The following is a 20,524-nucleotide window of genomic DNA, read 5'->3' as shown; positions in this document are numbered from 1 at the left end:
ACGTGCTGGACTGGATGCGTCATCGGCAGCTGCACGGGCCGCCACCCCACGGCGTAGGTGACGGCGTGGACCCCGCGGAGCTGGAGGGCCACCTTCACGGCGCCCGGTCCCGGATCCTCGACGCCTTCGAACTGGCGCTGCAGGCGCGGGAGCCGCAGCTGGGGCTGATGGACCACGCCGCGCGGGTGGCGATGGTGGCCGGGCGCATCGCCGCGTCGATGGGCATTGGCGATGGCGACCGCTACATCCTGAACACGGCCGCGCAGCTTCACGAGATGGGGATGCTCTCGCTGCCGGCGGACCTGATCGAGCGCCGGGGCACGCTGTCTCCGCAGGAGCTGCAGTGGGTGCGCGGCCAGGCGCGGGTGAGCGCCGACATCGCCCGGGCGGCGTACCATCCCCGCATCGCCCTGCTGATCGAGAACCAGTACCGCGACCACACCGAGCTGCGCCGCGACGGGCTTTCCGAGCGCGACCTGGTGCTGGCCGGCATCTTTCGCGTCGCCGACGTGTTCGCCACCGTCACCTGGCCGCGCCCGTACCAGGCGGCCATGAGCGCGCCGACCCGCTCGCACCTGCTGCAGTCGGGCGCCGGCACCCGCTTCGATCCCCTCGCCGTCCACGCCGCGCTCTCCGCCCTGTAGCGCATCCAACGAATCCGCCGGAACGCGTGTCCTGTTGACGAGGGCCGCGTTCGCCGGGGGTTCAATCGCCCGTCCTCTGCGGCTAAATTAGCACCGTCCCGGTTCTTCCGGGCCGTTTCCCTCGCAGACGGCCGGCGCACGCGCCGGCCCGGGTGTACCTCCGTGATGACGAAGTTCCTTGCACGCGCCCCCCGGATGCACGGGGCCGCGTTTCTATTGCTGGCGCTGGCCGCCGCCGCGCCGCTTTCCGCACAGGCCGGCGACACGCTGGACCTGCCGCTGGAGCAGGCACTGCGCCTGGCCGGGCAGGGCGAAGAGGTCGGGCTCGCCGCGGGCCGGCTGGACGTGGCCTCCGCCGCCGTGGGCAGCGCCCGCGCGGCGCAGCTTCCCGCGCTGCGCCTCAACAGCAACTTCAGCCACGTCTTCGAGAACGCGCGCGCGCAGGCCGTGGGGCAGATCTTCAACCAGCCCAACACCTACGGCGCCAACCTGAACCTGTCCGTCCCCCTGTACCAGGGCGGCCGGGGGGTGCAGGGCATCCGCGCGGCCAGCCGCCAGCGCGAGGCGGCCGCGGCGGACCTGGAGGCCACGCAGACGGACGTGCAGCTGCTGACGCTGCAGGCGTACCTGCGCGCGCAGCTCGCCGAGCGGCTGGTGGCCATCCAGGACACCAACGTGGCGCTGGCCGCCGCGCGCGTCCGCCAGGCCGAGCAGTTCGAGGCGGCGGGCCGCGGCTCGCGCTACGACGTGCTTCGCGCACGGGTGGAGCGCAGCAACCTGGAGCCGCTGGCCATCCAGGCGCGCGGCGAGCGCGAGCTGGCGCTGCTGGAGCTGCGGCGGATCACCAACATTCCCGAGAATCGGCCCATCCGCCTGACCACCACCCTGCAGCCGGAGACGGTGGCCGCCATCGCGGATCGATCCGCGGGCGCGGCGCTGGTAGACTCGGCGGCGCTGGACGCGCTTCCCGGCGTGCGCGCCGCGCGGCTGCGGGCCCAGGCGTCGGATGCCCAGGCGCGCATCGCGCGCTCGGCCATGCTCCCCACCGTGTCGGTGAACCTGGTGAACGGCTGGGCCGCGTACCCGCAGGACTGGACGCTGCCGCTGCGGGTGGGCGCGCTGGAGACGGTGGACTGTCCCGCGGGCAGCGCCGACGACCGCGTGTGCACGCAGCAGAACGGCGGATGGTTCACGGACCGCTCGCTGCAGCTGGCCGTCAGCTTTCCCCTGTTCGACGGCATGCGCGGCCGCAACGACCTGCGCCAGGCGCGCGCCCTGGCGTCCGTGGCCGACCTGCAGGCGCAGCAGGCGCGGGAGACGGCGAACGCCCAGGCCGCCGCCGCGCGCGCCGAGATGGCCCGCGCGCGCGCCATCTTCGAGGCCGTGCGCCAGACCGTGGCCGAGGCAGAGGAGGCCTTTCGCCTGGCCTCGCTGCGCTACGCCCGCGGGCTGGGAACGCAGCTCGACGTGTCCGACGCGCAGCTGGCCCTGCTGACCGCGCGCACCAACGAGGCGCGCGCCACCTTCGATCTGTACCTGGCGGCGGCCGAGCAGGCGCGCGCGCTGGGCCGGCCCATTCCGTCGCCCTCGGCGACCGCACCGTGATCCCGTCGATGCACTTCCTGCATTCATCGCTTCGCGCCGTCGCCTGCGGCACCCTGCTGGCCACGGCGGCCGCCTGCTCCAAGGATGCGGGCGCCGAGACCCCCAAGGGCGGTCCGGGCGGCCCCGGCGGGGGGCGCGGCCCCTCCGTCACCCTGGCGGCTACGGACGTGACCACGCCCCAGCTGATGCCGCTGGAAGACGCCATTCCCGTCACCGGCAACCTGGAGCCGCTGGAGCGCGCCGAGGTGCGCGCCCGGCTGGAGGGCGACGTGGTGCAGGTGTACGTGCGCGAGGGGCAGCCCGTGCGCGCCGGCCAGCTGCTGGCCGTGTTCGAGGCGGGCGACCAGGCCGGCAACGCCCGCAGCGCCGACGCCGACGTGGCCGCCGCGCGCAGCGAGCTGGGCACCGCGCAGTGGACGCTGGACCAGAACCGCGAGCTTCACCGCGAGGGCGCCATCCCCGAGCGCGACGTGCGCGTGGCCGAGGGCGCCGTGGCCGCGGCCCGCGCCCGCCTGGCCAGCGCCCAGGCGCGCCGGGGCAGCACCCGCCGCGAGGTGGGCGACACCCGCGTGGTGGCACCCGTCAGCGGGGTGATCGAGCGCCGGACGGTGAACCCGGGCGAGCACGTCACGCGGAACGCCAGTCTGTTCACCCTCGTCCGCGGCGACGTGCTGGAGCTGGCCGCCGCCGTTCCCGAGCGCGCCGCCGCCGGGGTGGCCGCGGGGCAGAGCGTGCGGTTTACGGCGGATGGTTCGCAGTTCACCGGCCGCGTGGCGCGCATCAGCCCGTCGGTGGACCCCGGCAGCCGCTCGGTCACGGTGTACGTGCAGGTGCCCAACGCCGAGGGCCGGCTGCGCGCCGGCACCTTCGCCAGCGGGCGCATCGTTTCGCGCGTGGTCGAGGGGGCGATGGTGGTGCCCGCCTCCGCCATCCGCGAGGGGGGCGAGGGCGGTGGGCAGGTGGTCTACCGCGTGGTGGACGGCAAGGTCGACGTGGCCCCGGTGACCGTGGGCCTCAAGGACGAGGCGCAGGGGCTGGTGCAGGTGCTCACCGGCCTGTCGGAGGGCGACCGCGTGATCGCCGGCAACGTGGGCGTGCTGGGCGAGGGGATGGCCGTGCGCATGGCGGGCGAGGGCGGGCCGGAAAAGGGCAAGGGCAAGGGCGGCGCCCGCGGCGGCTGACGAACCCGACGCTGACTGGGCCCCCGCGCGAGTGTCATTCCGAAGGAGGCCCCGGGCGGATCGCAGCGGAGTGCCCCCACGCCCGGCGGGCCGACTGAGGAATCCGCCACGATGCAGGCGTGGTGCACCAGTGCGGAGTGTGTGGCGGATCCCTCGGTCGCTACGGTCTGTCGTTCAGACGGCAGCTTGATCGTGGCCGCTCCGTCGGGATGACATCCGAAAACCAAGAGACGAAGAGAAGGCGGGGATGTTCCTTTCGGACGTATCCATCAAGCGGCCGGTGTTCGCCACCATGATGATGGTGACGCTGGTGGTGCTGGGCGTCATCGGCTACCAGCGGCTGGCCATCGACGAATACCCGGACGTCAGCTACCCCATCGTGGTGGCGCAGACATCCTATCCGGGCGCCAGCCCCGAGGTGATGGAGCGCGAGGTCAGCAAGCCCATCGAAGAGGCGCTGAACACCGTGCAGGGGATCCAGGAGATCACCAGCACCTCGCTGGAGGGAAGCTCCCTGGTGCGCGTGCAGCTGCAGCTGGGCGTGAACGTGATGGCGGCCCAGCAGGAGGTGCAGTCCAAGATCGCCCGCATGCGCCGCCAGCTGCCCCCGGACATCGACGACCCGGTGATCATCCGGTTCGACCCCAACGAGCGCGCCATCATGTCCATCGCCGTGCAGAGCGGCGACCGCCCCCTGCGCGAGCTGACCGAGCTGGCCGACGAGGTGATCAGCACCCGGCTGGAGGCCATTCCCGGGGTGGGCGGCGTGAACCTGATCGGCGGCACGAACCGGCAGATCCAGGTGCAGCTGAACCCCGACGCCATGCGGGCGTACGCCATCTCGCCCCCGCAGGTGACGCAGGCGCTGCAGCGCGAAAACCAGGAAGTGCCCGCCGGCCGCGTGCGCCGCGGCGACGTGGAGCGACTGGTGCGCATCACCGGCCGCGTGGAAGACCCGCGCACCTTCCGCGACGTGACCGTGGCCGTGCGCGGCGGCGTGCCGGTGCGCCTGGGCGACGTCGGCACGGTGGTGGATGGCACGGCGGAGGCCCGCAGCGCCAGCTACCTGAACGAGGGGCGCGCGCTCTCCGTCGAGATCCTGAAGATCAGCGGAAGCAACACCGTGGAGGTAGCCGACCGCGTGCGCGCCGAGGTGGATGCCCTGCAGGCGCAGCTGCCGTCCGACGTGAAGATGACGGTGGTGAGCGACGACTCGCGCCGCATCCGCGCGTCGCTGGAGTCGGTGCAGCACGAGCTGATCCTGGGCGCCATCCTCTGCATCGCCATCATCTACTTCTTCTTGAACTCCTGGCGGTCGACGATCATCACCGGGCTGGCGCTGCCCATCTCCATCATCTCGGCGTACTTCGGGATGTGGGTGTTCGGGTTCACCATCAACACCATGACGCTGCTGGCGCTGTCGCTGGCCATCGGCCTGCTGATCGACGACGCCATCGTGGTGCGCGAGAACATCGTCCGGCACGTGTCGATGGGGAAGGACCATCACACCGCCGCGCGCGAGGGCACCAGCGAGATCGGGCTGGCGGTGGTCAGCACCACGCTGGCGGTGATCGCCGTGTTCATTCCCGTGGCCTTCATGGGCGGGCAGATCGGCCTGATCTTCTTCCAGTTCGGCGTCGTCGTGGCGTTCGCGGTGCTGGTGTCGCTGTTCGTGTCGTTCACGCTGGACCCCATGCTTTCCAGCGTGTGGCCGGACCCGGAGGCGCTGCACCATGGCGAGGCGCAGCCGCGGGCGCGCAACCCCATCCGCCGCGTGGCCCTGTCCTTCAACGCCTGGTTCGAGCGCGTCGCGGACCGATATCCCCGCGGGCTGGCCTGGGCGCTGGACCACCGCAAGACGGTCGTGGGATTCGCCGCGGCGTGCATCGTGGCGTCCATGCTCATCATCCCCCGGCTGGGCTTTACCTGGGTGCCGGACTTCGACGGCGGCGAGTTCAACGTGAACTTCCGCGTGACGCCGGGCTCTCGGCTGGAGTACACCGTGGCGCGCGGGCACGAGCTGGGGACCGTGCTGCGCAAGATGCCGGAGGTGGACTTCACCTACATGTCCATCGGCGGCGGCTTCCGCGGATCGCCGAACAACGGGCGCATCTTCGTGAAGCTGAAGCCGCGGGACGAGCGTGCGCGGTCGCAGCAGGAGATCCAGGACGACCTGCGCGGGCAGCTGGCCAGGATTCCCGGCGCGCGGGCGAACATCACCGGCACGCCCACCATCTTCGGCGGCTTCCGCCAGCCCATCCAGGTGAACGTGCAGGGGCCGGAGCAGGAGCGGCTGAAGCTGGCGGCCGAGCAGGTGATGGCGGTGCTGGAAAGCGTGCCCGGCGTGGCCGAGCCCAACAGCAGCCAGGAAGGCGAGATCCCGCAGCTGGACGTGGACGTGGACCGCGAGCAGGCATGGGCGGCGGGCGTGGGCATCGGGAGCATCGCGCAGACGCTGCAGCCGCTGTTCACCGGCCAGCGCGCCACCCAGTGGGAAGACGAGCAGGGCTACAGCCACGACGTGGTGGTGATCTACCCCGACTCGGTGCGCACCTCGGCGGCCGACGTGGCGGGGATCGTGGTGCCCAGCAGCTCGGTGGACGGGGCGAGCGGGCAGCCGGCGATGATCCCGCTGTCGCAGGTGGCCACGGTGCGGCCGGGGATGGGCCCGCAGCAGATCGAGCGGGCGTCGCTGGAGCGGCAGATCTCCATCTCCGCCGGCGTGCTTCCCGGCTTCGCGACGGGCACTGTGGCGGCGGAGGCGCAGGCGGCGCTGGACTCGGCGGGGCTGCCGGCGGGGTACCGCACGGTGTTCCGAGGCGACGTGCAGAGCCTGAACGAGACCAAGGGCTTCGTGCTGGCGGCGCTGGGGATGGCGGTGATCTTCATCTACATCATCCTGGCGTCGCTGTTCGGCTCGTTCCTTCAGCCGCTGGCCATCATGCTGGCGCTGCCGCTTTCGTTCATCGGCGTGGCGCTGGCGCTGCTGGCCACGGGCGGCAACCTGAACGTGTTCACCATGATCGGCATCATCATGCTGATGGGCCTGGTGACCAAGAACGGCATTCTGCTGGTGGATTTCGCCAACCAGCAGCGCGAGGAGGGGATGGGGCGGCGCGAGGCGCTGCTTTCGGCCGGGCGCACGCGCCTGCGGCCCATCATCATGACTACCGTGGCGATGATCTTCGGCATGCTGCCGCTGGCGCTGGCGCTGGGCGAGGGCGCCGAGCAGCGCGCCCCCATGGGCCGCGCCGTCATCGGCGGGCTGATCACGTCCACGCTGCTGACGCTGTTCGTGGTGCCGGTGGTCTACACGCTCCTGGACGACTTCACCAACCGCCTCTTCCGCCGCGGCGCGACGAAGGCGCACCGCGCGCCGGTGACGGCCCCGCGCCCGGAGCCCATCGCGGCGGACTGACGGCGGCGCGCGGAAGCGCGGCGAACGGAGGGCTAGATTTAAAACGAAGCGGCGCGGCTCCCGGCGGGGGCCGCGCCGCCTGCATGTTGTGCCTCTGTGCTTTGGCACCATGCTCATTCCAGAGGCAGTGTTGACATCGGCGCTGAGAACGATGAGAATGCTGCGTCTGAGTCAACACATTGACTTTGTCCTGAGCCGGAGCCATTGAGGAATCCGAAGCGCCGCGCGACCGAGAAAGGCAGTCGGTCGAATTGGTACAGCTACTATGCTGGTTATTCCGACCACTTCGTTCGAGATGCGCTCTCGTCCATCGGGTTGCACCCTGAGGCGCAGGTATTAGATCCGTGGAATGGAAGCGGTACGAGCACACAATTGGCCAGTGAGCTTGGATACCATGCGACAGGTTTTGACCTGAATCCGGTAATGGTAGTCGTGGCGAAGGCACGTCTCTTGGATTATCGTGCCCATGGGAGTTTAAGAAAGCTCGCCCGGGCAATCATCAATCAAGCAAGTCGTCTACCCTTAGATTCCACCGCAACAGATCCTCTAACCAGATGGTTCGATTTGACGAGTGCGTCTGTTATTCGAACCTTTGATCATGCGATTCAGGAGCTGCTGCTGGATCGCGATGAGTATCAGCGTCTGTACTGCTCGCCTCTCAGTGAGGTTTCCTCGTTAGCTGCGTTCTTTTACGTTGCGCTGTTTCGGTCCACGCGTGGATTCCTGGGGCCGTTCCTAACATCTAATCCGACCTGGATCAAAGATGGTGGGCCCGAAGATAAGCTGTCTGTTGACCGGACTACGGTGAACAATGCCTTTCTTAGCAACGTGGCAGAGATGGACTCGATTATCTCTGGCTCAACCTGCGCAACGGAGTCACACACCCGAAGACACTGCAGATTAGAGGTCGCCTCTGCGGATTCTATGCCCCTACCGGACGCAGGTATCGATGCAGTCGTAACGTCACCTCCGTACCTTACGAGGATTGACTATGTGGTGGCTACGCGACCCGAACTCGCGATCCTAGGTTGCTCACGTGCTGAAGACGACCTGATGCGAGATCGCATGACTGGAACTCCCACGATGGCTCGTCGGGAGATTAAGTTATCCCCGCATTGGGGAGCCACCTCTCACAACGTTCTGAAAGAAGTCGAGACTCATCGCTCGCGCGCGTCTTCTACTTACTACTTCAACTACTTCGTGCAATATTTTGATTCGATGTTCCGGTCCTTACAGGAAGTGGACCGTATTCTTGTGCCAGGTGGTAAGTCGGTGATCGTCGTCCAGGACTCCTATTACAAAGAACTACACATCAACCTTCCACGTATCGTGGTAGAAATGGGTGAGTCCATGGGTTGGTCAGTAGCGACTCAGACCAACTTCAAGGTTGGAGCGAATCTCGCGGCGATTCACCCGCGTGGTCGCGAGTACCGTAAAGTAACGAAGGCAGTAGAGTGTGCGCTCGTGCTCAACAAACAAGGATAAGCAATATGAGCATCAACCAAGAAGCTGCAGGAATCGATGTTATCTCTGCCGTGGACCAACGGATTGAAGTAGTCCGAACCCAAAGCCTTGATCTATCATTCAACGAATTATTGGACATGTACGCCAATGATGAACTGATTATCTCGCCGGACTATCAGCGACTATTTCGGTGGTCAGAAGGAAAGCAGTCCCGTCTGATCGAATCGTTGATTCTGGAAATGCCGCTCCCGCCACTGTTCGTCATCGAGCGTGCCCAAGGAGCTTATGAACTGATCGATGGGCTTCAACGGCTGTCCTCTTACATTCATTTCCGCGGTTTGCTGCGGGACGAGGGCGGAGAGCCGTTGGAGGGCCTCGCTCTCTCGGAATGCGACATCGTTCCCGAATTAAACGGGCTCACGTACGAGACATTGCCCCGCGCCCTTGCTATCAAACTCAAACGTGCATTCGTTCGTGTTGAGGTAATCCGTAAAGAGAGCGATCCGCGCCTGCGATACTACATGTTCAAGCGCTTGAACACTGGGGGCGAACTCGCGTCGGAGCAGGAGATTCGGAATTGTACCATCCGGCTGCTGGATCCAGCCTTCAACGAATTCGTTGCTACGCTGAGCCGTAATGAGGATTTTAAGACATGCATCGCCTATCTGTCGGAGGAGAAGCGGAAAGAGAAGTACGATCAGGAACTGGTGCTTCGGTTTTTTGCTTTCAAGAATGACATGCCCACGTACGTGCATAACATAGGCGACTTTCTTACGGAGTATATGGAGAAGGTCTCCAGCAAAAGCGTTCCCTTCGAGTACCAGAATGAGCAAGATCAGTTTGAACGGACGTTCCGAATCCTTCGGATGACCTTGGGTGAGAATGCATTCACTGGCGTTGTCGCCGGAGAACGTCGGCCAGCCCAGTTCCTGTCCCTCCACTATGAGGCATTCGCCCTGAGCTTGATTCCGCATCTTGGAATTATCGATTCTGATGATGCGGGGCAGATTGCGCGTATTCGCGAGCGGTTCGAGGGTGTCAAGCGCGATGGAGAGTTTAGAGAAATGACCACCGGTGGAGGAAAGAATTTCCGCCGGATGCTGGAACGACGGATCGAGTTCGTGACGCGCGAAGTATCTGCGGCGGTAGAATGATATGAATTCTGCTGACTTTCGTGCTCAGTTGGAAGGAGACCTCGCTTGGCGCTTGGATGAGCTACGGCTCCTTCGAAATCAACTGAGCAATATTCCAGTGGAGTCGGACAGACTCCGCTATCGTAAGGCTATTATTCTCGTGTTGTACTCGCACTTCGAGGGCTTCTGCAAAACCGCATTTGGGACGTATGCTAACGCTGTCAACGAGCAGAAGATCCGATGTGAGGATGCGAGCCCGTTCCTAGTCGCTGCCTCTCTCGATAGGGTTTTCAAGGCACTGTCCGATCCAAATAAGAAGGCAGATATTTTCCGACGGGCGGCGCCAGATGACGCACCCCTGCACCGCTTTGCCCGACAGGTGGAGTTTATTGAGGGGATCGCGGACGTCAACAGCACCACCGTCTCCTTGAATGTAGACGAGGTGATAGATATGGAATCCAACCTGAAACCCATCGTTCTTAGAAAGATTTTATTTCGCCTTGGCCTTGCCCACGATCAGTTCGCGGCGGACGAGGGAGCAATAAGCCGGCTGCTGGGGACACGTAACAACATCGCGCACGGAGCTGAACGCGGTGGGATCGATCAGGATGAGCTCGATGCCCTAGAGGCACTCACGTTGCGTGTCCAAACGAGGATAATGATAGGGCTGACAGACGCACTCTCCCATCGTAAATACCTCAAGGCTGCCGCATGAGGTCACTGCAGAGAACTAGCGTGTAGCTGTTTAGCGAAATCGGCTAAGTCCTCGGATCGCTTGCGTGCTAACGCCACAAGGACGGCCTGCCACCCTGCGGGCGGGTTTCTATAGCTGGCTGAGCCCGGATCCATCCGGGCCTGCCTGATCGTCTGAATTGAGACCCCTGCTGCTTCTGCGATCTCGGCGTGGCTGATGCAGCCGGCGACCCGGTCCGTAGCCGTTTTGAAGTCCATTTTTGTCGATGCAGAGGTTGACAAACGTCGGTCTGTCGATTATGATATAGACAGCAGGGCGAAAAGCAAGGCTGCCGGTATCCCCGCCAAGAGACGGCCGACAGCCTTACCGCGAACCGACCCGAAGGCCGCCCGCTCACCAAGAGTAGCCCTGCCGGGCGCCGAGGGTCAAGCCCATTGGAGGTGCACGATGCCCAGATTGCCCGCAGCCCCACCCGCGGACCCCAAGCCGAGCGGATTCGTGGTCGCGAAGTACGACGGGAGCCGCTACTGGATGGTGGTCGACCCGGAGGGGAAGCTGGTGTGCGTGACGGTGTACAAGCGGGGCGCGGTGGAGGTGGTGCGGCGGCTCGCCGCGTAGGCAGATGAGCTTCAACGTAAGCGGCGCGGCTCCTGAACGGGGCCGCGCCGCTTTTATTCAGGTTGGTCCCGTGACCCTGCTCACCCGCCGTGCCGTCAGCCGGCCTCCTCCAGCGACCTCAGCCACTCCCAATCGACGCTGCGAACAGGGTCGAACTCAGATCTATGGCTTGGAAACGGCCAACTTTTTTCCCCGGCACCTTTGCGGTGCGCGATGATGAGCGCGTCGTATGCTGCACGCCTGACGTCCATCGGTTGCGCTACGTCGCGGAGTACTGATAGCAGCAACCGCGTATCGCGATTGCGCGATGCGCTGGTCGACGTTCCGCCGATGGCGAATGCCGCAGCGCTCCGCACCATAGGAGTGGGATCGTTGCGCAGCATGTCGAAAGCCCGCAGCCGTGCAGATTCGTCCTTCCAGCGTGTGGCGAGCACCCGGATTGCCTCTTCGCGGATATCGGGATCGGCGTGGTCCAGCAGTTGGCGTAGGGCTTCGCGCAACTCCGGCACGGGCTCGCGGCCCAACCGATACAGCGCCTGCAACAGCTCGTCGGGATCGTTCCAGAAGGCGAGATGCGCCGCGGATGGTAAGCTCATCTCGAGCAGGGATACTCGTCGTAGTATGTAAGCCCGCGCGGTTTGCGTGTCGACGGAAACGAAGCCGAGCGCGGAAGTGAAGCGGGCACGCTGGCGGTGTCCTCGCAACGCGGACGCGGGCTCGCGATCCTTATGTTGCCGATACCTGCCGAGACGCGCAACGCCGCGCGGCAGCCCACCTATCAAGCGGGGCGCGGTCGAGGTGGTGCGGGGGCTCGCGGCGTAGCCAAGTGAGCTTCAACGTAAGCGGCGTAGCCTGCTGGAAGGGAGCCACTTTACCGGTGGCATGCGCGGCTTCCCTGGCGTCCGCCGGTACACAAGCTCGTTCAGCACGCGGCCGGCGGGGATGATCGGATCAAATACGGCGGCGGCCCTTGCTATCTCGCCCTACCTCCTCCTTGGCAGGAGACATGTGGCGGCTGTGCGAACGTCGAGAGGCTCAGTGGGATCCCCTCGGAGACGCTGCCGGACGGCGGCGATTCGTTCCTGGTAATCGACGGGTAGCGGCGTGTCTGTCCTTTGGAATTTCCCCGAGGCAACGCTCCAGCACCCCCCTGCAACAAGGCCGTCCGGCCTGAAGCCACCCACCAATTGGCTGTAATCGGAGATGAACCCCGGTCGCACCACGCTAATGAGGGCTGATGTCGCGAAAACACGCGCCTGCGTACTGGCCGACCGATCGATCGCGATCTCTTCGGCTGCTTCGAAGAGTCGCCGATCCAGCAGGTAGCCCGTGACGGACCAGTAGGGTCGCAGAACAGACGTGTCGGTCTCCGCACGAAGCCGACGGACGGCTTGGGCTACGGCCGCTCCTTGCTCTCCGGCACCGCACCCCGCGAGATAACCAAGTGCCCAGCGGAGATGGGGCACAGGGTGGCCAGTAACGACTACCTGCCGCGCTAACCGGCAGTCGTTCCGATGCTTCACCGAGTCAGGGGTAGCCTGACCGTCAAGAGTACCAGCCGCGAGCACCGTCGCGGCCGCCACGAACAGGAATCTCTTCATCGGTCGCCTGTGGTTCGGGAGGGCTGCAGCTTGCACGTAAGCATCAGCTTGTTCTTGTCATCGAATCCAGACTGCCGACCCTCCAAGGCCGTGATCGTCGGGGCGAGTAGAATGTCCGTCACTTCTCCTGCGTCCTGAGTCGGCGGCGAGTAGACCGTAGCGGCCTCCAGCATCTCAGAGCCAGCGGTTCCGAAGAACTCGGCAGCAATCTGATGGTGCCCACGTTCATGTGCCACAACCGACGCGAATGCCGATCTCATGAAAGCCGCATCACAGCGCCTGTAGCCATCTTGGTCCAAGCCACCCCGCTGCGCACGGAAGAATGGATCATCTGGGTAGAGGCCTGGGTTGATGAGGATGTGCGGTTCATTGATCTCCAGCGGTGCCCTCAAGTAGTACCAGTTCCGATTCGGACCGGTTCCGCCCCCGAGAGGGCCCGCTGGAAACCCGTATGAGTAAACATATTGCCCAAACACGCCCTCTCCAACCGCACCGCCAGGAGTCGTGACGGGCGGATACGGGAGCGCTGAACTCGGCTCCGGCTCCGGCATCGCAGGGAACGAAACTCGCCAATCGGCTCGGCGTTCAACTCTCACCTCAACTGGCTCGGCGCCGAGTGGCACGCCATTGACTTCGGCCGACACGTGCATGGTCCCGCCGACCACCATGATACCGCCCCAAGTCACGCGGTCCCCATTAGGACCGGGGATGTTGTTCCCGGCTGTATCAATGAAGGTCCACCGTACGTTCGTGAGCTGGGCCGTCACAGGTTCTGGCTTCGCGGTGCAGTTCATCTCATTCCCCCGTGTCACCGGGTTAGGGGTGCACTCCAGCGACAGCGCAGCCTCACGTACCGTAATCGAATTGCTGGTCGCGTAGTAATCCTCGCGGAGCAGGTACCACCGTCCATAGACCTGCATTCTTCCGCCGCTCGGCGGCACAAACGTGCAGCTGGCCGTCATTCGACGGCACTCGTCAGGGTACACCCATTCGTTCACGTCCTCTCGCAGAAATCTCCAGACGAGTTCTGCCGTGCCCGGATACGTGACGACGTCGAACGTGACCGGCTGTCCCGGTGCCACGACGCTTTCACGCGCCTCCACCTGGATGAGCGTTACCTTCTCAGCAAGGATTCGGGTTTCGCCGCTGATCGAGTACCCCGCCATCCGGCCCCTCTGGTAGGGGTCGGGGCATGCCAGACAGTTCGGCTGGCCGGGCATGCCGTCGCGCATCGCCTGCAACTTCCAACCGGGGCGAACATGCATCACCGCCTCCAACTGTCCATCCGGTGTGACGAGCGGCGACCATGAAGAGCCGCCCCCATCAGGCCCAACTGCACGAACGTGTACTCGCAACGCGCCGAACTGGCCTATGCCGGCCCCACCAGCCGAGCCCGTTCCAAACGCAGGGCCGGCATCACCACCGGTGCAGAACGCGCCTCCGCAGTCCCTGAAGTTGTCGTACAATGGTGACCACGAAACCTGCCCCGTCGTGCGGACCCGAATCCACATTTCCTGCCCGAATGCAACCCCGATGTCTCGCCAGCTTAGCTGGCCCATCGTGGCATCTCCATTGTCAGGTGCCGTAGCAATGGTTCCGCTCGCGGAGAAGCCAGTCGGGTCCACGGGACTGGAAAATTCCACGGGCTCTCCAACGGGCACGATGCGGGGCGAATCCGCCGCCGTTGGCGGGAATGCATCGCAACCGCCGAGGACAACAACGGCCGTGATCAATGACGCAAACCATGATGAAGTCCTGTCCCTTCGGCTGCCGCTGGCCGTATCGCTTCCGGCTTTCGGCGGCTGGGCTGCCTCAGTGAGGCCCCGGGCTCTGCGGCCCCGCCTGGCGGCGGGTGTGCTCTTGTCGGTTCCGATGTCGTGCACGGGTAGCTCACCAGTTGCAGAGTTAAGGAACATCGATTTTGGAAAGCACGTATTCACTAAAGCGTTGTCCCGGCGGGTACGGATGAACTTGGTTGTCCGAGGCAGGGGGAGGAAAACTAAGGAGCACGCACCTAAATCGCCACATTTGTAGAATGGGCCGGTCGGCGCCATAACATCGACCGTCCCCGGCGACTCATCGCGCAGCCTCCACTGCCGCGTAAGAGCGCCGCGGCTGCCAAGGCCCTTCCGCAAAATCGCCGGACGTTCGCGCTACCGCCGCAATCGAGCTAGTCGCCGCCAGGTAAGGCGCAGGCTCGCTGGGGCCGCTACTGGATGGTGATCGATCCGGAGGGGAAGCTGGTCTACGTGACGGTGTACAAGCGGGGCGCTGTGGAGGTGGTGCGGCGGCTCGCCGCGTAAGCAGGAAGCATCAACGTAAGCGGCGCGGCTCCTGGGCGGGGCCGCGCCGCTTCGTGGTGGCTGGCAGCCAAGCGCGGCCGATCCGCGGCCATCACGCGCCGATGGGAGGAGTCCCGCTCCAGTCGCACCGCAAATCAAGTGCGTCTGAAAGAGTTCGCCGCGCCGCTTGCCTGCCTCAGCCGTATCCGTTACCCTTTCCGACACCTGCTGGTACGTCTTCCTCACCCTTCTGTGGAGCCCACCATGAAGAAGCTGTTCCTCCTGGCCTGTACCCTCGTGACCGTCGCTGGCGGGTCCACCCTCCTGTGGGCGCAGACCGAGCTGGTGCCGTGCAGCCCCGTTCCGAACGGCTGCCGTGTGATCGAAGGCTGCAAGTGCGATAACGTAGGTGGCACGAGGGTCTGCTCGGACAAAATCGAGTGCGGCTGAGCGTGAAATCCGACTGTTGATCTAGCAAGGTGCTCGCGCAGGACGACAGTCTCTGTGGCATCGTCTTGCGCGAGACGCTCTCAACGCGCGCTGGATATCCGACCGGAAACGCCAGGGCAATTCAGCCGACTCCACCTCGATCAGGAACATGCGGGAGCGCCTTCTGAACGTTGCTGTGGTTGTAATGGCCGGCGCAGCTCTTGTGACCACCGGGCTCGTCGTGCGGCGCCAGTTCGCTCGCGAGAGCCACACGGTCGTTACCGACGGAACTCTGATCGAAGGATGGCAGCGGTACCTGGACGACCGAGAGCCTGTCGGAGCGCACGCGGCGGCGCTGACGATCATCGAATACTCCGACTTCCAGTGCCCGGCCTGTAGGGCGTACGCAGACACCCTCGACCGCGTTCGAGAACTCTATCCCAACGACGTGGCGATCGCCCACCGGCACTTTCCCATCGATCGCTACCCGCATTCGTACGAAGCGGCAATGACAGCCGAATGCGCACGTGAACAGGGACGGTATCAACAAGTCCGGGACCTGCTTTTTGCCAGGCAGGACTCCATTGGCACGATTCCGTGGGTCGCGTTTGCCACCGGGGCTGGCGTGCCTGATCAGACCGGGTTCGCCCGGTGCATGAAAACGAAGGCGCATGCCGCGCGGATCGAGTCGGACCGGCGGGACGGGCGGGCCATCGGGATGGAAATGACCCCGACCAGCCTCATCAACGGCGTAAAGGTTTCAGGAATCATTTCTGTGGCTGAATTGGCCAAGCGGATCGAAGCTGCTAAAGAGCAGCGAGTGAACTGACATTCCACCCTTTGGGCGGCGCCTATCGGCTCCACCGACGCCAATCGACGAACTCGTGCCTCTCGAAGTAGTAGCGGCCCCCTGTAGTCTTCCTCCAGAACCGTGTTTGGTGAGCCAGCAGAGCTCGTCCCGTGGCTGACTCGGGTTGGTAGTAGGACGCCTCGCCGCCCGCATCCTCATCCGGGCGTGGAGTGCGGAACGCCCAGCGCGCGTTCGCCAGGATCGTATCTCCCGATAATCTCAGAACCCCCTCGATCTGCCCAACCAGTGGCTGCCGGCTTCGCGGGCAGAAGCTGATCATCATCTCGGTCGGCCCGGCCTGCAGCAGGGCAAAGGTATGAGCTTGCCCGAAGTACGTGCCGGTGAAGTCCTGCATCTGGCCGAAGTCCAGGGCTCGATAGTTCCAGAAGGCCGTCCGCTCACCGGCCCCACCAGCCGCGGGAGTGGCATATCCAGAGCGCGCCATAGCCCAAGGTGGGGCCGTGACCAGGGCGCTGGTGGTCCAGCCGCGGCTGGACCGTCCCGTTTCGGCCTGGTCGAGCTCCTGCTTGGTTCCTGTCCCCCGGCGCACCTCGTGGAAGCCGAAGATGAACACCGTATCCGCGTGCTCCGGCCAATAGCGGCTGCGCATGCGCTCCCAAAGCATGCGTGCCCGGGAATTTTCCACGTTGGGGCAGAGGCGGCGCGGCGCGGCAGAGACGATCACGGGAGCCAGCGCCAGGGGCGCCGCCTCCAATACTACCTGGAGCCTTGAATCCTGGGAGGGAAGCGCCATGGTTCGGGTGCGATAGCCCATCCCCCGGAAGCTCAGGAAAACAGCCCCCGAAACCTGGGCGCGGCCGGAGATGGTGAAGCGCCCCTGCTCATCCGTCTGTACGCTCTCCACGGTTTGGCCACCAACCCACGCTTCGACGACCACTCCGGAGACAGGTCGCCCGGACGGCTCGATCACCGTGCCCTGAACCTGGCTCGTGGCCGGCGCAACGAGCGCCATGGTGAGCACGATGGCGATGGGAAGGATGGATCGGCCACGAGGGCAGAAGCAGGACACCAGTCGTTGAAGCATTGGAGAGATTCGCAAAGAACCTGGGCCGAACAGGAGGTTGATTCCGCCATGACCGGGAAAGACTAGTCGGATTCCCCTCGGAACGTAACCTTCAACTGCATCGCCGCCAATCCCGTCCTGGCCGCCAAGCGACAAAGCGCTTTGGAGGTCTGGAGGGGCTGCCCAAGCAGCTTCCCTATCGATACAGTGCTTGTCCTTTTAGCCGAGTGTTGCGAGGCATCAAATTCTTCGCCCCCGTCGTTTGCCGCCCGGAATCGTCGTTTTTGCCTTGCCAGCACTCAGCCAGGCCGATACACTTCGGATGCTCCCGTTACACCTGATCCGAGTGCCCTCCCCTCCCGTGTCTAGCGATCACAGCGCCCAACCTTGCCACCGCGTCCAACTCATTGGAACGGCGATTCTGCTCTCGTTCGTGCTGGCCGCCTGCGGTTCCGAGCGGGATGCTCGCCCAAGCCAAGGTGAGCCGGCGATCGTCGAAAACGCCGCGGCCGTCTGGCCGCAAGGTGCAGAATGGAGTGTGGGAAGCGAGCCGGTTGTCGATATCGGCTCAGAGAATCAGCCCGGGCACCAGCTGCACGGTGTTGCAGGGGCGATCCGCCTGGCTGACGGCAAGATCGCGGTCGGCAACGGCGGCTCCAGCCAGGTGCATGTTTTCGATCGGAGCGGACGCCTGCTCGCCACTGCGGGGCGCGCAGGCCGAGGACCGGAAGAATTCCGCAGCCTCGAGGCGCTCGTCTCTTTCCCCGGTGACTCGCTGGCGGTGCTCGACGCCGGGAACGGCCGCTTTACGATCATCAGCCCGGAGGGCAGGGTCGCCCGGTCGGTTTCGATCCGTTCGGTCGGTCCCGGAGCCGTGCTGGTCGGGGTGCTGAAAGATGGCTCGTTCATCATGGGCGTGCACCGCCCCGCTGCGCCGCGGGAAGGCGTGAGCCGCGATTCCGTGGCCTATGTGCGCTTCTCGCGCGAGGGCAGCCGGATGGACACGATCCATACTGGCCCGGGGACTACGCAGTTCCAGCGCATCTCAGGCCGTCGAGTCTCCCGCATTACGGTGCCCTTCGCCCCGGCGCCGAGCGCCACCGCCCACGGCTCCCACATCTATGTCGGCAGCACGGACGCATATCAGATCCGGCAGTATGGAGAAGCTGGGCGGCTTGAGCGGATCATCCGGAGAGACGTTCCGCGCCGGCCTTTCACCCAGGCGCACCTCGATCGCTTCGTTGAGAGCTTCCCCCGCTTAGGCGAAGCCCTGCAGGGAATGCCCCGTCCCCCGTACCTGCCGGCCTTCTCGGCCATGCTGACCGATGCGGACGGAAACCTCTGGGTACAGGACTACCAGGAGCTCGGCAGCCCCGGCAGTACGTGGGCGGTATTTCAGCAGTCAGGGCGGCTGCTCGGAACGGTCAGGCTTCCCGATGGCTTCCGGGCGACGGACATCGGGCGCGAGCATGTGACCGGCGTCTGGTCGGATGAGTTCGACGTCGAGCACGTCCGCTCCTATCCGCTGCACAAACCACACTGATCAGCGGATACGAACTGCGATACCGTAGCGATAGGAAATGAGTTGGGAGTTACCGTCGACTGTCGTCGATACTCGTCAGGGCAGAAACCAACTCTGAACGCTCTGATTTCGCACCCGAAGGTTTCTGCCGTCGTCCAGTTTGCACTGCTGGTCGGCGGGTACTCGTTGCTGGCCGCCCAGGCGCAGGTGCCGCTCTGGCGGGTGGCCCCGGAAGTCCGCGCGGGTACGGGCGATGGGCCGGGCGCGCTGTCCGCCGTGTCGGATGTTACGATCGGCCGCGACGGGAGCGTGTATGTTTCGCAGCCGCAGGAGAACGTCGTAAAAGTCTACGACGCGCGGGGGCGCTACCTCCGCTCCATCGGACGCGAGGGTGGCGGCCCCGGCGAGTTCGAGCGCCCGGCCTCCCTGGGGTGGCGAGGTGATACGCTGTGGGTAGCCGATCCCCCGCAGACGCGCATCAGCCTGTTCCTGCCGAACGGAAGGTTCGTTCGCTCCATCTCCTTCTCCCGCGCCGCACCGTTGACCGACGGACGTCCGCACATCCCGGGCAGCCTCCTGGCGGACGGCTCTGTACTGGGCTTCTGGCAGGCGCCCCTGTTCGTGATCGCCGGGTCCAAACCCGTCAGCGTCCCAATGGTGCGCTTCACCGCGCGTGGCGAGCCCATCGGGCTGCTCGCGCGCCGCGAGGACCGAAACGAGTTTGGCGTGATCTCGGAGGGGACGAGCCGGACCTACTTTCCGCAGCCGTTCACCGACACGCCGCTGACCGCCGTTTCGCCGGATGGTTCCACGGTGATCATCGTGCGACGGAACGCCGCGACGCGTCCGGATTCGACCGTGTTCTCCGTCCAGCGCCTCCGTTACTCAGGGCGCGTCACACTCTCCAGGAACTATCAATATCGGCCGCAGCCCCTGACGCGTGAGAGGGTGGAGCGCGCGGTGGACGAACACGTCGGGGGGCTCGGGGAAACCCGGATCAGGACTCCGGAGGCCGCGGTGCTTCGCCGGCAGATCAGGCAGAACCTGTATCGCCCCCACTTCCTGCCGCCTGTCACCGAACTGGTGCTCGGCCGCGACGGCACGATATGGCTTCGCCGCGAGGACTTGGGCCGCGAGATGGCGTGGTGGCACGTGCTTGATGCGAGCGGCCGGATGATCGCGCGGGCGTGGGTGCCGGCCGGGGTGCGTGTAGCGTACGCGGACCGCACGCAGGTCTGGGCCGTCGAGAAGGACGAGCTCGACGTGCCCACGCTGGTGAAGTACAGGATCGTTCCGGGAGGATGAGCCGAGCACTCGCTGCCTCCCGGCTGCCCACACCTTCGCGGGTCAGGTCTGGCTTGCTGGCGCGGTGGCGCAGCTCGGGTCGGCGAAGCGGACGACGGTGCCGGAGTAGGTGGTGGAACCGGACGAGGACGCTACCGACACCGGGCCGTTGTTGACGATGACCGTCTCACCGCGCGGCTCCTGGATGGAAAGGCCGACGATAGCATCGCCGCCCATGGCGCGTGCCCGGCTGCGCATGGCGTCGAAGATGTCGGCCAGCGAGTCGAAGCGGGTGCGGGGCTGTGCCCTCACCGCGGATACAGATGATTCGGCGACATGTCCACTGCGTGGGACATCCCGGTGCGCGATGGGGACGGTGTTTGGCGGCATGTCCCGCCTCTGCGGGAGCGGGTGAACCCGTCGTAACCAACAGCGGAAAGCCCGACGCGGGCCGCTGACGCGTTCCGTCGGGCTTAACCTGCGCGCAGGCGCAGTCGGGCTTGCACCGGAGCATGGGCGCGCACGACCGCCGGAGGCACACGAAAGCGTGCAGTCCGCGCAGGCGGACATCGTGTGTTTGTTGCAGCGAATTCATTCGCCCGTGCAGAGTCGCGGCCTCGGCTCCATGGGCCCGGCCAGCCGACGCACCGGTGCATCAGGCAGCGTGTGTGGCGGATCCCTCAGTCGCTGCCGATTACGGTGTACGGGCAGGGCCGCCGGGGCCGCTCCATCGGGATGACATCGTGCGGGTTCGGCAGGTGCGGTGTGCGTGCAG

Annotated in this window: 16 protein-coding genes and 1 riboswitch; of the genes, 12 read left to right on the top strand and 4 right to left on the bottom strand. The window is 65.3% G+C overall.

Going from position 1 to position 20,524, the window contains the following annotated elements; all coding sequences use genetic code 11:
* The first annotated feature begins 2 nt into the window (after window positions 1–2).
* The 8 genes from VF632_RS24280 to VF632_RS24245 all read left to right on the top strand — a co-directional run bounded on the left by VF632_RS24280 (window position 3) and on the right by VF632_RS24245 (window position 10,757).
* The gene (locus VF632_RS24280) at window positions 3–644 is read left to right on the top strand and encodes an HD-GYP domain-containing protein (protein WP_331025529.1); all 642 of its coding nucleotides are present in this window, start codon (window positions 3–5) and stop codon (window positions 642–644) included.
* Between the two features lie 165 nt (window positions 645–809).
* On the top strand, window positions 810–2,249 hold the full coding sequence (locus VF632_RS24275) for a TolC family protein (protein WP_331025528.1): 1,440 nt from the start codon (window positions 810–812) through the stop codon (window positions 2,247–2,249).
* Window positions 2,250–2,257: 8 nt separating this feature from the next.
* Window positions 2,258–3,430 carry an efflux RND transporter periplasmic adaptor subunit gene (locus VF632_RS24270; RefSeq protein WP_331025527.1) on the top strand — a complete coding sequence of 391 codons (1,173 nt, stop codon included), beginning with the start codon at window positions 2,258–2,260 and terminating at the stop codon, window positions 3,428–3,430.
* A 247-nt stretch (window positions 3,431–3,677) separates the two neighbouring features.
* Window positions 3,678–6,848, top strand: a complete 3,171-nt coding sequence (locus VF632_RS24265; RefSeq protein WP_331025526.1) for an efflux RND transporter permease subunit — start codon at window positions 3,678–3,680, stop codon at window positions 6,846–6,848.
* Between the two features lie 204 nt (window positions 6,849–7,052).
* Entirely contained in the window at window positions 7,053–8,333 is a 1,281-nt protein-coding gene (locus VF632_RS24260) for a hypothetical protein (protein ID WP_331025525.1), read from the top strand.
* A 5-nt stretch (window positions 8,334–8,338) separates the two neighbouring features.
* Window positions 8,339–9,466, top strand: a complete 1,128-nt coding sequence (locus tag VF632_RS24255) for a DUF262 domain-containing protein (protein ID WP_331025524.1) — start codon at window positions 8,339–8,341, stop codon at window positions 9,464–9,466.
* A 1-nt stretch (window position 9,467) separates the two neighbouring features.
* On the top strand, window positions 9,468–10,160 hold the full coding sequence (locus tag VF632_RS24250) for an MAE_28990/MAE_18760 family HEPN-like nuclease (protein WP_331025523.1): 693 nt from the start codon (window positions 9,468–9,470) through the stop codon (window positions 10,158–10,160).
* A gap of 426 nt (window positions 10,161–10,586) precedes the next feature.
* On the top strand, window positions 10,587–10,757 hold the full coding sequence (locus tag VF632_RS24245) for a hypothetical protein (protein WP_331025522.1): 171 nt from the start codon (window positions 10,587–10,589) through the stop codon (window positions 10,755–10,757).
* A gap of 95 nt (window positions 10,758–10,852) precedes the next feature.
* Here VF632_RS24245 and VF632_RS24240 read toward each other — a convergent pair whose 3' ends face one another.
* Both VF632_RS24240 and VF632_RS24235 read right to left on the bottom strand, forming a co-directional pair.
* Entirely contained in the window at window positions 10,853–11,353 is a 501-nt protein-coding gene (locus tag VF632_RS24240) for a HEAT repeat domain-containing protein (protein ID WP_331025521.1), read from the bottom strand.
* A gap of 1,001 nt (window positions 11,354–12,354) precedes the next feature.
* Window positions 12,355–13,590 carry a hypothetical protein gene (locus VF632_RS24235; RefSeq protein WP_331025520.1) on the bottom strand — a complete coding sequence of 412 codons (1,236 nt, stop codon included), beginning with the start codon at window positions 13,588–13,590 and terminating at the stop codon, window positions 12,355–12,357.
* A 562-nt stretch (window positions 13,591–14,152) separates the two neighbouring features.
* Window positions 14,153–14,227, bottom strand: a riboswitch (cyclic di-GMP riboswitch).
* A 677-nt stretch (window positions 14,228–14,904) separates the two neighbouring features.
* Here VF632_RS24235 and VF632_RS24230 point away from each other — a divergent pair.
* Window positions 14,905–15,090 (top strand): hypothetical protein, encoded by a 186-nt coding sequence (locus tag VF632_RS24230; RefSeq protein ID WP_331025519.1) that lies wholly within the window; start codon window positions 14,905–14,907, stop codon window positions 15,088–15,090.
* 148 nt (window positions 15,091–15,238) lie between these two features.
* Entirely contained in the window at window positions 15,239–15,898 is a 660-nt protein-coding gene (locus VF632_RS24225; RefSeq protein ID WP_331025518.1) for a DsbA family protein, read from the top strand.
* A 22-nt stretch (window positions 15,899–15,920) separates the two neighbouring features.
* Here the strand turns inward: VF632_RS24225 and VF632_RS24220 are convergent, their stop codons facing one another.
* Window positions 15,921–16,892, bottom strand: a complete 972-nt coding sequence (locus VF632_RS24220; RefSeq protein ID WP_331025570.1) for a carboxypeptidase-like regulatory domain-containing protein — start codon at window positions 16,890–16,892, stop codon at window positions 15,921–15,923.
* Window positions 16,893–17,376: 484 nt separating this feature from the next.
* Between VF632_RS24220 and VF632_RS24215 the strand changes: the two genes are divergently transcribed.
* Both VF632_RS24215 and VF632_RS24210 read left to right on the top strand, forming a co-directional pair.
* Window positions 17,377–18,486: a hypothetical protein gene (locus VF632_RS24215; RefSeq protein WP_331025517.1), complete on the top strand. Its 1,110-nt coding sequence runs from the start codon at window positions 17,377–17,379 to the stop codon at window positions 18,484–18,486.
* Window positions 18,487–18,651: 165 nt separating this feature from the next.
* Window positions 18,652–19,770: a hypothetical protein gene (locus VF632_RS24210; protein WP_331025516.1), complete on the top strand. Its 1,119-nt coding sequence runs from the start codon at window positions 18,652–18,654 to the stop codon at window positions 19,768–19,770.
* Between the two features lie 42 nt (window positions 19,771–19,812).
* Here the strand turns inward: VF632_RS24210 and VF632_RS24205 are convergent, their stop codons facing one another.
* The gene (locus VF632_RS24205) at window positions 19,813–20,061 is read right to left on the bottom strand and encodes a hypothetical protein (RefSeq protein ID WP_331025515.1); all 249 of its coding nucleotides are present in this window, start codon (window positions 20,059–20,061) and stop codon (window positions 19,813–19,815) included.
* Window positions 20,062–20,524: the final 463 nt, after the last annotated feature.

The sequence above is a fragment of the Longimicrobium sp. genome (assembly GCF_036388275.1).
Lineage (GTDB): Bacteria > Gemmatimonadota > Gemmatimonadetes > Longimicrobiales > Longimicrobiaceae > Longimicrobium.
The sequence above is the reverse complement of the archived record's forward strand: the minus strand, read 5'-3'. Positions and strand labels throughout refer to the sequence as shown.